General features: G+C 47.9%; 11 protein-coding genes. 4 read left to right on the top strand and 7 right to left on the bottom strand.

Annotated elements, in window-relative coordinates; all coding sequences use genetic code 11:
• The first annotated feature begins 154 nt into the window (after nucleotides 1–154).
• Nucleotides 155–2,125, top strand: coding sequence for a catalase (locus tag J2X05_RS20670; RefSeq protein WP_310076257.1), 1,971 nt, complete (start codon nucleotides 155–157; stop codon nucleotides 2,123–2,125).
• A gap of 360 nt (nucleotides 2,126–2,485) precedes the next feature.
• Here the strand turns inward: J2X05_RS20670 and J2X05_RS20665 are convergent, their stop codons facing one another.
• The 4 genes from J2X05_RS20665 to J2X05_RS20650 form a co-directional block, all read right to left on the bottom strand.
• Nucleotides 2,486–2,644 (bottom strand): DUF3309 family protein, encoded by a 159-nt coding sequence (locus J2X05_RS20665; protein WP_310076255.1) that lies wholly within the window; start codon nucleotides 2,642–2,644, stop codon nucleotides 2,486–2,488.
• 72 nt (nucleotides 2,645–2,716) lie between these two features.
• The gene (locus J2X05_RS20660; RefSeq protein WP_310076253.1) at nucleotides 2,717–3,583 is read right to left on the bottom strand and encodes an OmpA family protein; all 867 of its coding nucleotides are present in this window, start codon (nucleotides 3,581–3,583) and stop codon (nucleotides 2,717–2,719) included.
• Nucleotides 3,580–3,996, bottom strand: a complete 417-nt coding sequence (locus J2X05_RS20655) for a DUF4398 domain-containing protein (RefSeq protein ID WP_310076252.1) — start codon at nucleotides 3,994–3,996, stop codon at nucleotides 3,580–3,582. Before J2X05_RS20655 ends, J2X05_RS20660 begins: the two co-directional genes overlap by 4 nt.
• Nucleotides 3,997–4,033: 37 nt before the next feature.
• A complete protein-coding gene (locus J2X05_RS20650; protein WP_310076249.1) occupies nucleotides 4,034–4,855 on the bottom strand; it encodes a BON domain-containing protein in 822 nt (273 codons plus the stop codon).
• Nucleotides 4,856–5,338: 483 nt separating this feature from the next.
• Between J2X05_RS20650 and J2X05_RS20645 the strand changes: the two genes are divergently transcribed.
• From J2X05_RS20645 to J2X05_RS20635, 3 genes are all read left to right on the top strand, one after another.
• Nucleotides 5,339–5,695 carry an ElaB/YgaM/YqjD family protein gene (locus tag J2X05_RS20645; protein WP_310076247.1) on the top strand — a complete coding sequence of 119 codons (357 nt, stop codon included), beginning with the start codon at nucleotides 5,339–5,341 and terminating at the stop codon, nucleotides 5,693–5,695.
• A gap of 122 nt (nucleotides 5,696–5,817) precedes the next feature.
• A complete protein-coding gene (locus J2X05_RS20640) occupies nucleotides 5,818–6,186 on the top strand; it encodes a phage holin family protein (RefSeq protein ID WP_310076246.1) in 369 nt (122 codons plus the stop codon).
• Entirely contained in the window at nucleotides 6,183–6,455 is a 273-nt protein-coding gene (locus J2X05_RS20635) for a hypothetical protein (protein ID WP_310076244.1), read from the top strand. The genes J2X05_RS20640 and J2X05_RS20635 overlap by 4 nt, the downstream gene beginning before the upstream one ends.
• A 28-nt stretch (nucleotides 6,456–6,483) precedes the next feature.
• On the opposite strand, the gene moeA is transcribed toward J2X05_RS20635, so the two are convergent.
• The 3 genes from moeA to J2X05_RS20620 all read right to left on the bottom strand — a co-directional run bounded on the left by moeA (nucleotide 6,484) and on the right by J2X05_RS20620 (nucleotide 13,241).
• The gene (gene moeA, locus J2X05_RS20630) at nucleotides 6,484–7,707 is read right to left on the bottom strand and encodes a molybdopterin molybdotransferase MoeA (RefSeq protein WP_310076243.1); all 1,224 of its coding nucleotides are present in this window, start codon (nucleotides 7,705–7,707) and stop codon (nucleotides 6,484–6,486) included.
• A gap of 46 nt (nucleotides 7,708–7,753) precedes the next feature.
• Nucleotides 7,754–10,189, bottom strand: coding sequence for a patatin-like phospholipase family protein (locus tag J2X05_RS20625; protein ID WP_310076241.1), 2,436 nt, complete (start codon nucleotides 10,187–10,189; stop codon nucleotides 7,754–7,756).
• A 247-nt stretch (nucleotides 10,190–10,436) separates the two neighbouring features.
• Nucleotides 10,437–13,241 carry a glycoside hydrolase family 11 protein gene (locus tag J2X05_RS20620; protein ID WP_374725287.1) on the bottom strand — a complete coding sequence of 935 codons (2,805 nt, stop codon included), beginning with the start codon at nucleotides 13,239–13,241 and terminating at the stop codon, nucleotides 10,437–10,439.
• Between the last annotated feature and the right edge of the window lie 573 nt (nucleotides 13,242–13,814).

The raw sequence follows: 13,814 nt of genomic DNA, 5'->3' as shown, positions 1-13,814 counted from the left end.
AGACGCGATAATTTGGCACATCAGTTTGTAATATGAATATCAGGCATTATTTGAATCTGGATATTTTTACACTAGGAATGTTTTTTTGCCTTATTTGATTTTAACTGTTTGGTATGAAGAGCGTGGCATTAAAAGTTTCTACGAGGATAGTTGAATGGCAAATTTCAAGGGTGATACCCAGGCAATCAAGATGGTTGAAGGGCACGCATTGAGCGAAAAAATAATGCGTTTTGAGCCCGAACGCAGAATCAATACCCGTGCTGCAGCGGCGCATGGAATATTTCAGCTGTATGAGTCCCAATGTCAATACACCAAAGCAGTGTTTCTACAGGACCCTGCCACTACTACCCCGGTCTTTGTACGTTTTTCTACCCTTGCCAGCGTGCGTGGTTCGGGTGACTGCACGCGCACTCCGCGTGGTTTTGCGGTGCGCTTCTTTACTGGTGAGGGGAATTTTGATTTAGTCGGCAGTAACCTGCCGGTGATGTATAGCCAGTATGGTGCAACCTTCGCCGACCTGATTCACGCGGCAAAACCGGAAACGGATAACCAGGCGCCCCATGTTTCATCCGCGCATAACCGATTTTGGGATGTTATTTCACTGAACCCGGAATCCATGCATAAAGTTATGTGGACTATGTCGGATCGCGCGCTGCCGCGCAGCTTCGCCATGATGGAAGGTTTTGGTGTGCATACGTTTCGCTTTGTTAACGCGCGCGGCAAATCCTATTGGGTGAAATTTCATTGGAAGCCAGTGCTGGGAGTGCATTCATTGGTGTGGGATGAGGCGGTAAAACTGGCAGCCAAGGATGCTGATTTTCATTTGCGCCATCTGTGGGAGTTAATCGATCAAGGGCACTTTCCCGAATGGGAATTGGGTTTGCAGATAGTTCTGGAAGAAGATCGCTACAAATTTGATTTTGATCTGCAGGATGCGACTAAATTGATTCCGGAATCCCTGGTGCCTGTGCGTATTGTCGGCAAGCTCACTCTGAACCAAAATCCGGAAAACTATTTTGATGAAATTGAGCAGGTAGCTTTTCATACAGACAATCTGGTTCCTGGAATTGAACTCAATAACGAACACTCCGTAAAAGCATTTTCTGATTCCGATATACAAATGTCGCGTCTTTGCAGCGCCAATTTTACAGAATTACCACTTAACCGTTCGCGTACGATGATTGATAAGCTTAAACGCGATATCCAGTTGCGCGCATTCAGGAATTCCGACAGCTCAAGTTGCGAACTTTATTCCGTTGAAAACCCAATGCAAAAATATTTGGCGGTCGGCGATCCTGTTAACTTTCCAGAAACGCTATCAAGTGAAAAAAAACTGGCAACCAATCAATTATTCAGTGACCGCTTTACGCAAGCCGCGCTGTTTTGGCGCAGCCAGTCAGCGTGGGAGCAGAACCATATGGTTGCGGCATTTTGTTTTGAATTGGCCAAGGTGAGCGTGCCAGAAATACGCGAACGCATGGTGGCTAACCTGATGCAGGTAGATAACACATTGGCTGCACGTGTCGCTGAGGGTTTGGGGATCACTCTGCCGGTCTCTGAATCTTTATCGGTTGCGAACATTGAATTTATAGAGTCGTCATTGAGTATGGCGCACACACGCAAGAATGTTCTCGTCGGTCGGTGTGTTGCGGTATTGGTTGGCAATGGATTCGAAGGTGCGCGCCTCATTGCATTGCGCGAGGAATTGGTGGCCGGTGGCGCAAGTGTAAAAATAATTGGCTCGCGCCTTGGTGAAGTTAAATGCAGTCAGGGGCGTGCGCTGCAGATTGATAAGAGCCTCGCCACCGTCGGGTCGGTGATGTTCGATGCAGTCTACATTCCCGGTGGGCACCGTAGTGTTGAAGCTCTCTGTAAGGATGCCAACGCAGTGCTGTTTGTCAAAGAAGCTTATAAGCATGGCAAGGCAATCGCTGCGAGCAACGAGGGCGGTATGTTAATTACTCGTGCAGCGCGCTCATCAGTCATGTCGGATGTATTTAAAGGGCCAGGTGTTATTACCGCTGGTCCCAATACGCCAACCGACGATTTTGTGAGGTCATTTATCGATGCCGTAGCCGCTCACCGTTTTAGTGAACGTCCAGATATGGGTGCCATAGTCGCCTGATAAATAACCGTCAAGTAATGTGCGCTGGGCTTAGCCCATGCGCACATTTTTTTTACCACTTACTGCGAATGTATCGCTTGGGTATGCTGTTGCGCTCGGAGCAAGTCAATGCACAACCAGAATGGAATTTAAAATATTGATAAGCAGATAAAAATAAAAACGGAGATAAATATTCAAACAATAAACGAGATACAGAATGACAATAATCGAGTGCTGGATTAACCAAGGTATCCAGCGCTAAGCGCCAGAATCCCCAAGCCGATAATACCTAACGTCATTATTGTAATAAGGCTAAGAACCATACGCGGATAGCGATTGAAAAAACTTTGCCGAAACATGGTGCATTTGCCTCCAAAAATATTACAGTCGACCCATTAATACCAATACCAGTATGATCACTACCACCAAACCTAAACCACCACTCGGGCCATAGCCCCAGCTGCGGCTGTGCGGCCAACTGGGAATCGCACCTATCAACATTAAAATCAACACAATTAATAAAATCGTTCCTACGCTCATATACTTTTCCTCAATTTTTAATAATGAATAGTCTCACCTGACCGATGTTAGTGCATCGATCAGGCGAGTGTTTTATTGTGCAGCTGTTGCATTCGCGATGATCACTTCCACGCGGCGATTCAATGCGCGCCCGGAAACTGAATCGTTGCTTGCGACGGGTGAATTTTCTCCCTTGCCATAAGCGCCCAGGCGACTGGTACTGATGCCTTGCTCTAATAGATAGGTGCGAACTGATTCGGCGCGGCGTTGCGAGAGCGATAAATTACTCTCTTCACTGCCCACGTTGTCGGTGTGGCCTTCAATCATCAGCGTGCGCTCAGGATAGGCTTTAAGAAAGCTGGATAATTTCGCCAGGTTTTCTGCCGCATTGCCTTTCAATTGTGAATTGCCGGTTTCAAACAGCATATCGCCCAGTGTCACCACTAAACCGCGTTCGGTTTCTTTTGCATTCAGCTCGGCAATTTGGCGACGCAATGCATCGCTGTCTTCGCGTGCCATATCGGCATCCAGACGGGCTTGTTCAGCGGCGTCCTGCGCGCGATCGGCTTCACGGGTGCGCGAATCCAATCGCTCAGTATTGCGTTGTTCAGTCAAGCCGGCGCGCTGGTCTTCCAGTTGTCGCGTTTTGGCTTGCGCCCAGGCGACATCTACTTCATGCGCAGCAACAAACACCAAGTGGTCAGAGAGCGCTTTATCTTTACGCGGAATTTCCGCTTCTTTTACGGCTGTGTCCGCGTTGCGGATGGCGACCGACACCTTGCTTGCGAGCGCCGGGTCATTTTGCAGCTGCGTGAGTTTTTCACGCGCAACAACGGCACCCTCAGGTGTTTTAGGTGCGCTGGCGCAACCGCCTAGAATTAACAGGCTGGTGAAAGCGATCAATATCGGCGTGCGCAAACGCAGCGAGTTTTTGGTGGAGTTCAGTTTTAATGATTTCATTGTGCATCCCCTGTTTTACGCTGCATTTCTTCTTTAAGAACATCAATGTTTTTAGTCATATCCGTATTCACTTCTTCGGCTTTGGCAAGTTCTGCTTTAGCGGCCGCGAGTTTGATATTCATACTCGCCTGCTGGGCCAAACGTTTTGCCAGTACCATATCTTCCTTTAATACTGCCGCGCGTGAAGCGCTCAATTGTTCGCGCGCTTCCTGCATTTCCGGTAATGCATATTCGGCAACACGCGCCTGTTCTGCATCGGTCAGGGATTGTTCGGCAGCGCTAATTTCTTGCGTTGGTGGCAGTGGTTTTGATGCGCAAGCGGCGAGCAGTAATAAGCTTGTGCCTAGCGCCATGAGGTGCAGGATTGACATCCGTGGACCTCTGGCAGTAGTAGTGTGTGTTAATGGATTCATGATGTTTACCTTTAGTGGGTGGGCGGTTTTGTTGCGATTAATTAATCAATTCTTTTGATTGAACGCTTTTTACGCCGCGAATATTTTGTGCAAGCTCAATGGCGAGTGCGCGTTCAACACCGCTATCGAGTTTGCCGCTCAAGGTGACGACACCGGCGTTGGTGCTAACGTTGATGTCAGAGCCATTCACATTGCGCGAGTACATATAAGTCGATTTCAGTTTGGTGGTAATCCAGCTATCAGAAATGGTTTTACTCATTTCTTTCGTGGATGCTTTGGCCATTCCGGTAACGCCGGGGGTTTTATTGACGACGAGTTTGTTGTCTACCGATGTAACACCGTGTGTGCCGGTTGCCAAACGGCCAGCGAGCGCTTTAGCTTCTTCTGTGTCGGCGGTGCCAACGAGCGTCACCTTGCCAGCATTCGTTTCCACTTCAATGGATTGGCTATCGGTGTATTTACTCCACAGCAATTTTGATTTCACGGTGCTGGTGATAGTAAGGTCATCAATGTGATCACCATAACCGCGTCCCGTTGCGGCAGGTTTGTAATCGGCCAGCACTTCAATTTTGTTATCGACATCTTTAATGCCGGTTACGCCTTTTGCGATGGCGGTAGCCAAATCCTTATTCACATCTTCTTCTACGGTACCGGTTAAAGTTGCCTTGCCTGCATCAACTGATACTTTGATATCGTTTGCGCGCAAATAAGGGCTGAGTGCATAAGTTGTCCAGATCTGTGTTTCCTGACGCGCATTAACCACCTCTTGCGAGGGTGTAGCGGAGAAACAAGCGCTGCTCATAATGATCAGCGAAAACGCGACAGCGGGAGTGAGTAATTTATGTAATGAGTTTTTCAAGTGTTTCTCCAAGAACCCGGTTAGGGTTAATAAATCGAAAGGTTATGCCGCTACAAAAATGCGTATTAATAGGTAGGGGGGATAACCTGATCCTTCAGTTGAAGCTTCTCTGGGCTACACCTTTAATTGCAGTGTGTGGGACAGGCGAATTAGCGGATAAAGACACGTTAACAGCGGGCGCCGCATTTTTCGGTGCGCTGGCGCACCCTGCTATTAGTTAAGGGAATTGGTTAGGTGAATTGGTTAGGTGAATTGGTTAGTTAAATGGGATAAGTAAATGGGATAGGTAAATGGGATAGGTAAATGGATTGGGCGAACGGGTTAGGTGAATTGCAGCGGATGAGTGCGCTGGCGAACAGACGAAGGTGGGCTTGCGGATTAATATCAGTATTCTGTTCCCGGTTGAGGTAAGCATTGAGCATTACCTGATTGTGGTGGACGAAATGAATACTTATTTAAACAACTTATTATTAGGAATTAATTATGCAAGTTACTCAAAATAATCCCGCTTCGAACGCCAATAGCAAAGACACCAGTGTAGGTGACGCGAGTTCAGGTGTTGCACGTGAGTTTCACAGTTTTGTGGCTGACATAGAGGATCTCATTAAAGCGACTACCAATCTCACTGGCGATGAATTAAACCGCGCTAAAGCCAAATTGAACCAACGCATTGCATCAGCTAAAACCACTGTAGAAGATATGGGCGAAACAATTGTTAATCGCGCACGTAAAACTGCAGAAACCACTAATACTTACGTACATGAACAGCCGTGGAATGCCATAGGTGCCAGTGCTGCGGTAGGTTTGTTGCTCGGTTATTTGTTGGCGCGTCGCTCGTAAATATTCCATCGGCAGTGATTAACAAGGATGCATTCTTTTGAATGCATTTTTTTTGATATCAAGGATGTGCAATATCCCTTAGTCACCGCGTTTGAGTGATTACACATTGGAGTAGAACATCCATGGAAATAATTAAGCGCCTGCGCTCAATGGCTAAAATCGTAATGACCCGGCTGGAGCTGCATGGGCAGCTTATGAGTGTAGAGTGGGCGGAAGAGCGGCAGCGGTTACAGCAGTTGCTCGCTATTTCCCTGCTGGGGTTCATCTTCCTATTTTGTGCGCTGTTGTTTGTCGGGATTTTTGCTATTGCACTCACCTGGACTTCTGACTATCGCATTCATACAATCGCAGTGATGCTTGCACTTTACACTGTGGGATTCGGTGTGTGCGCTTATCGTTTTACTTGCCTTGCTGCACGCGGTTCAGCGACTTTTGCTGCTACGCGCGAGGAAGTTGCCGCCGATTTGGCGCTAATACGGAGCCAGTTATGAGTTTACCTGTTGAGCCAAGCCTGAGCGCACGACGCTGTTTGTTGCAGCAGCAATTACGTATCCAAAGGCAACAAATTATTGAGCAGTTGTGTGAATCTGCCGCTGCTGAACAGCAGTTCCCGCGCAGCGCCACAATGCGTTTTCTCTCTGGGCGCACAGGTTTGAAATTATTAACTGAGCTTGCTGTGCGGCAATTATCGGTGCGCTACCCGGGTCTTTTGGTAAATGCTTTTACCTTGCTGCGCTTATTTAAAAATAAAAATCCGTAGAACAATTTAAATAATCAGGGAAGTTTTCCTAGCGAATAAACCTGTCAAAGGGAATGACGTTAACAGTCTCCCCCTCCGCTACCGACCCGCGCTCCGCGTCAAGGCGGATATAACAATTGGCTTGCGCCATCGCGCTCAATACGCCGGAGCTTTGCAAGCCTGCACTAATCACCGTGGTGATGCCGTTATTGCTGGAGAGAATTCCGCGTTGGAAATCGGTGCGCCCCGGTTGTTTTTTTAATGCATGACCGGCAATAGCGCTGAGCATTTGCGGTGGTGAGATTGTCTCCCCCGCCAAATGGCGCAAGCCAGGTACAACTAATTGGTGATAAGTCACTGCAGTAGAAACCGGATTACCCGGCAAACCAAAAAACCAACCTTGCCCCAAGCGGCCAAACGCAAAAGGCTTGCCCGGTTTCATCGCAATTTTCCAAAAATCAATTTCACCTAATTCTGCAAGTACATCTTTGGTGTAGTCCGCATCGCCCACCGAAACGCCTCCGGTAGAAATCACCACATCGGCCCACTGCATGGCGGTAGTAAATGCGCTGCGCAGAGCGGGTAGATCGTCAGCAATTATTCCCAAATCGATCAGATCAATTGGCATGCGTGTTAAGAGCGCAGCGAGCAGGGGGCGATTGCTATCATAAATTTTCCCTTGCTCGGGTGTCGCGCCCGCGGGCAACAATTCATCGCCGGTGGTGACAATTGCCACACGCAGGCGGCGCACCACCGTCACTTGCGCTATTCCGAGCGATGCGAGCAAACCAATATCCAGCGCAGATAAACGCTGCCCTGCTGCTAACACCTGGCTACCTGATTTAATGTCCTCACCTGCACGCCGAATATTTTCGCCCGCTTCAGGCAATTGTGTGAGGGTGATGTGATCGCCAGTGCGCTGCACATTCTCCTGCATCACCACTGTATCGGCACCGGCGGGCACTAACGCCCCGGTCATAATGCGCACTGCTTGATTGTTGCCGAGCGCGCCGGTAAATGGATGGCCAGCGAGCGACTGGCCGATAACATTCAGTGCTGCGGTGCAATCCTGCGTGCGCAGGGCGTAGCCGTCCATCGCGGAATTATCGCCAGCAGGGACGTTGATCGGAGCGGTAATAGGTGCAGCCAGCACACGATCCAATGCAGAGTGCAACCCAATCGTCTCAACTTCCTGCACGGGATTTAATTGATTGCAAATACGCGCGAGTGCCTCTTCGATTGGCAGCAGGCCGGGTTGAACGCAGTGATCCACAGTTTGCTCCTGTACTGGATGTAGATTGAGTGTCGTTGCAATAAATTTAGCGCAGCAAATTCTTCAGGTTATCCGCTGCAGAATGCGCCACAAAATGCCCCAGTGCACGATAAACCTCAAATTGGGTTTCTTCAAAATATTGGTCGCTGGTCGCTTCGTGTGGATACAGGGGATTGGCATTGCGATAGTAATGCAAATATTCCGGTTCGCGCCCGGTAAATGCCAGCTTCAAATACAACAAGCGCCCAATCTCGCCGTTGCTGTATTCAATAATACCTTCAGCAAAATTACTGGCGGAGATGCGATCAGCCGGACGTATGGCGGACACATCCAATTTAATATTGATCCCGAAATCAATTGCGGCGTAACGCTGCAATGTAATGAGGCCAGCGAAAGCTAATGTGGGATCCGCTTCAGCGTCAATACAAATAATGGTTTTACATTGCCGCTTGAGCAATTCGTAAACCCCTAAGTTTTCCAAATGCCCACCGTCGGAACAATTGATATAAGCGGTGCGCTCGCTGGCAAATCCGAACGCTTCCCGTATCAAATAGGGCAACCCTGGTGGGCGGAAACGGAAATTATATTTTTTTCCTTTTTGGTTGAATTTCCCGGGGTTGGGCAACCAATAATTCAAGCGCAGGTTTAACAGGGTAAGCAAAAAGCGCAATGGATTAATAGTGCCCACACCCATGTTGGGTGAAACCGCCGCTGCTGAAATAGCCACAGCGGTGCCCAGGTTAAAGTGTTTGTCTGCTGTCTCCAATGCGGTAGTGGGGCAGTAACCGGTAAAATCGCTGCCGCAATAATGCTTGGTCAAAATAAAAGGGATTGACCGGCGCGAGCGCAATTGTGGGTTGGAGCTGCCCTGTAAATTTAATGTGGTATTAATGATGTGATAGGGCGCGCTACTGTTGGCGCCGTTCAACTCGCTCATTTTTAATTGATCAACGTGTACAAGCTTTTTATCTTTTGGGCTAATTAAAAAAGTGCGGCTCAACCTATCGCGATAGAATGGATGCAATGAAAAACGGTTAATACTGATGCAGATAAAGTTGTACAGCCACACGGCCAGCCCCATCAGATAAATCCACCATTCGGCATGCCCGCGTGACAATTGCAATTGGTTAACACGCAGCATGGTTTTGTTGGCGGGCAGGTGTAACGCGCTGGCCAATTTCTCCCATCCCATTTGGCGTAGTAGAAAACCCAGACTTAGCTCATCGGCAATTACTACGTCGATTTCAGCTTGTCTTTCGGTAGTAAAAATATGTGTCCAGTGTGTGGGTGGGCAATCAAAATGAATAGTGTTATTGCCATAAGCGGTTACTGCACAGCCTTGGGTATCAATATATTTGCTCGTGAGGATCGGCAATAGCAATGTCTGCAGTTGCGCTGCAACGGCGGCATCAAACACATAGGGCTGGTAGGCGATGTTTTGCTCATAGTAGTCGAGTACTCCCGACGCATTGCCTGCGTAATTCAAGCCCACTTTATCGCTCAATTTATCACCCTGGTGATAACTGAAGGGCGAATTGACTGCCTGGATGCAAAAGAAAAGATAGATTAATACCAGCAATACCGGCGCCAGCAAACTGCTGAGTATAAGAATTAATTTTGCCCGTAGTTTTATATAGCCCACCACAAATGCCAGCAATAGCACCACACCGGTGATGGCGATGCCATTGGCTTGGGTTTTTACAAAGTGATTAATATCGATCAATAAAGTGGTGGCGTTGTAGCCAACAATATTGCGCAGGAAATGCAGCAGCGGGATTGTTAAAATCGCAGTGAGTGCGATGACGGTGTAGATGACCAAACGGCCATCGGCGCGGTCGCGCCCGCACCAGCTCAGCTTATCTTTATACAAAGGACGAAGTATAAAACCGCCAATCAGCGGTAATATTCCCAGCAGCAGCGGAAAGAAAAATTGAATTTCCGCGCTGAAGTGGCCAATCATTTCCAAAAATAATTCGGTGGCAAATACCGCCAGAATAACGAGCGGAAAAAAGGTCAATACGCTGCGCAGTACCCCTTCTACAAATAAAACGGGGGTCCTAAGGCCATTCATAAATCCACCCGCGCGCAGATATTCGCTGTAATTGCGAATATGGTTCAAGGCATCGGGTTCATTGCGGCCATTTTTATCGGTTAACAGATGTAGATTGTCTGAATTATCTTTGGCCAGCGCACTGACACAACTGCCAATGTAACCACCGCCGGACACAGTGGACAGATAATCGATTTTGGAAAAAAGCTTGTGGCTGATGAGATGTTGGATCACGCCCAAACAAAATGATGCAGAGCGAATACCGCCGCCGGAGCAGGCAAGTCCAACCAGATCATTGTCGGTGGTAAAAGTATTTTTCAGGGAGTCTGCACTCTGGTTTTCAGCGCGATTAGCTCGCCGTTTTGCCACTTCTAACAGCTCCTGCGGGAAAACTTCCTCCTGAAATTTTTCGATCTTTAGGTCTTCATTCATGGTGAGAATTTCCTTTTTATTATGAAAGCGTTATGCGCCTCTTAATAAGCCGGGGCGAATAAGGCAGTAATGCGGGATTTTGGAAGGGGTGACCTTATGCGATAAGCGGGGGGCAATACAAGTCTGGCGCAGGGTTATTTTTGTTGTATGAGTTTGTGAACCGGGCAGGTTTAACACGGGGCATATAGTTGCAAAAACGCCCCGCAGCTTGGCTGCGGGGCGTTGTTAGTGGGTGTGATGTTCCGGATTAAAACCCTTTGTATTTGCTCACCCAAGGCGAGCGACACAAGCGGCAGTTAGTCCCGATGAACATACCTTTACCTGAACCCGTCAGGTCATCTTTTAACATCCAATTTAACCAACCTACGGCAACTATCCCGAATTCGCCACCGTTATCCTGAAAATAGGCATCGCCATGGCCTTGTGGATAATTGGCGTGATACACAGGGACATTGTTCACTTCGCTGTATTCCTGTAATCCTGGATTGTAAGCAACATCGCGTGAGTCGCCGTTAAAAATGGCGATGGGTGAGTGGAAGCGCGGGTAGTAACTGAATCTATCGCCGTAAATACCGAGGCCGCTGTTCAATGCAACAGCGGTATCCACACGTGGGTCTACCGCAGCGAAGTGCGCCATACCACCACCACAGGACCAACCCATAGTCGCAATTTTATCGACATTAAGTTTGCCGTAATACTGACTGCACTTGCGGCTGTTTTCTTTCACCGCCCAATCAATTGCCTTGACAAGTTCTGTTTCATGTTGGTCGTTGGAGCCTGAACCAAAAGGTCCGCCATTGGCGATAACCAGATAGCCATTGGACGCAATTTGCAACAGGAAATCGGCTTGTTCGGTACCGACATTCGAGCAAGCGCCGTTACCCCACACCACAATCGGAATATTATTCGCACGGCTCAAATCCGGGCGATAAATCGTGTGATTCGATAAGGTTTGCGTTGCATGTTCGATGGCATAACCAAAAGCACCCGATGGTGGATTCTTTTGTTCTTGCCGTGTTACCGCTCTGTTGTAGTCGATGGCAGTGGGTGTCTGACGATCTGCGGTAGTGCATTCGGGTTCGGTTGAGCCGGTGAAGGTTCCGCCATTGGTTGAATAAATCGCAAATCCGCTGAGGGTGGCGTTATCGACAATTGTTGTAAGGTTGATTGTCAGCTTGCCATCGGTCACGGCGATATTATTAACGCGTTGATCATAGGCAGTGTTACGGCCAACCAAACCGAATAAATCAAAATCGGAAAGTACAGCTTGCCCTTCAACACTGATATTAAATGCGCGCGCGCCTGCGCCGTTGTGATACAGCTCGGCAAAATGCAGCACAACATTATAAGTAGCATTGCTCACCGGAATTTCATAACTGTAGGTGCCGTAACGTTCGGATTGATAAAGTGCATCTTCCGTCACTCCCGCAATTCCATCCGTCACCGTTTGTGTTGTACCGCCAGACGCAAAGCGATCAGGCTGATACACGACGCCATTTAATGTTGCCGCCGATGAATTTCCTGCGTTGATGGCATAGACAAATGTTTCTGCCGCGCGTGAACTGCTCGAGCTGGAAACGCGGCTTGAACTTGATGAGCTAAGCACACTGGACGAACTCATCACGCTTGATGAACTGCTGAAGCGAGATGAACTGATCGCACTGGACGAACTTCTTACCGAGCTGGCGGCGTTACACACTAGGCCGCCCTGATTCGTCGGCTGGCTGTTACAGGTGGTATTGCTGATGCAGCTTTTGTTATTTTCCCAGCCCCAACCGCTCTGCGTAGTTATACAACTTGGGTACAAAGTACCGTACCAGTTACATTGGCATTGATTTGCGCTGCTGCTTGTAGTGACAACACTGCTGCTGGTTGCTGTGATACTACTGCGTGCGCTGCTTGTGGCGTTGATGCTGCTCGCAGTGCTGCTAATACCTCCACCACAGTTTCCGCTGAAACAATCTGTGGTTGAACCAAATCCAATAACTCCATTGCAGTGCATCAATTCACTATTGCCACCGCCACCGCAAGCCCCATTCGCGTAAAGCGCAGTGTTGTAAGTCATATCTTCCGCTTGGCGAGTTTCACCATTCACCTGGATGTAATCGACTTGCACATCGCGGCTGCCAGAATCATTGTCGTACTCGATGTTGATATCGCCGGATGCAGCACCGGTGTAAACATAATTTTGGTAACTGGTGGTTAACGTCCAGTTGCCAACATTCACGCCGCCCACTCTGAGATAAATATGTTCTGTTCCAGTAACACCGCGTGCGCGTACGACAACGCTACCTGCGCCAATACTTGTGGCGCTGCTATTCGCGCTTGAAGAGTTATTCGCAACACTGCTGCTGCCTCCATTGATAGGGCCTTGGCTAACGGTGATGTCGGAACTACCGGTGCTTTGATAACCCTCAGTCGCCACGATCTGGTAATCATGGTTGCCCAGGTTTAATCCTTTGCTCGCCCAAAAATTAGCGTGGTTCGCAAACGTAATGGTGCCGGAAATATTGCCGAATCCCTTTTTAGGATTTCTTACACTGAAATATTGATAAAAGGTTTGGGTTCCATCGATAGAAGGCTGTTGCGTACGCAAGCAACGGCGTACGTTATAGGTTGCACCATCGCTTTGGAAGCTGCCGTAATCAGTACCACCAGAACAACTCGCGGGATTGTACGAACCGTAACTTTCAATCACGTAATATTCGATCAATGGACTGCGTGTCCAACCGTAGAGTGCAAGATAAGTATTTTGGCTGTTGCTGCCACCGTAATTGCCGCTGTAGCTAATAGTTCTGGAACTGTTGCCTGGCTGCCAGCCTTTACCGCCCACCCAGTTATTCGTGCTGTTATTCCATTGTGAGGCATAGCGGCCACCGCCGTACAAGGTCATGGTTGCACTGCCGGAATCTTTCCAGAATGAATAAAAAAATCCATTGTTGGTGCCAGTGGAATTGCTGCTCAGTGTTTGTGAATTTGCCGAGGTGGAACACAAAGTGGCGAGCCCCAAAACCGAAAGGCAAACCATTTTTTTTAGCGTTGTCAGTTTCATTGGGAATTACCTCCACATAAATAAGCGTGATTAAACTGCCGGGTAGTTAATGTCATTATTGATCTCCGAAGGGCTGCTGGTGTGTTGACGCATCCTGATCGCTAGGAGCAGGTTTTTTAATCGAGAGAAGGAATGCTGTTTTTATGTGAGGGTCAGCTGAAGAATTGTGGCTGGCGATCTGTCTCGACCGAATGAATTTTAAATATTGTATGTTTATATGGATATTGGAGTTTTTTACAAAAGTGTCGGTTTAGCAAACTGGTTCTACAAATCGGGCATGGGAAGTGTTTTTTTATGATCTGGTTCTACTATTTAAGTGCCAGGCATAATCAAACAGCATTGCCAGGGAAAAATTATTTAAAGGTAAAAATTTTTGCGCAATTTTTAGTTTTGAAATGTGAATATTTTTTTGCAGGTGTGATTGTGTGCAGTTAATGCCGCGTCTATGTCAGCCAGATTAATAGTTACCGATTTTGAAGCAAGTGAAATTTGACTAAAAATTATTATTTAAATTTTAAAAAAGGATAACAGGCGTTAAATAGCTTGCGCGCGAAATGTGAAGTGGATAATCAG

This window comes from Cellvibrio fibrivorans, from assembly GCF_031457055.1.
Lineage (GTDB): Bacteria > Pseudomonadota > Gammaproteobacteria > Pseudomonadales > Cellvibrionaceae > Cellvibrio > Cellvibrio fibrivorans.
This window is presented reverse-complemented; position numbering and strand designations above follow the sequence as displayed.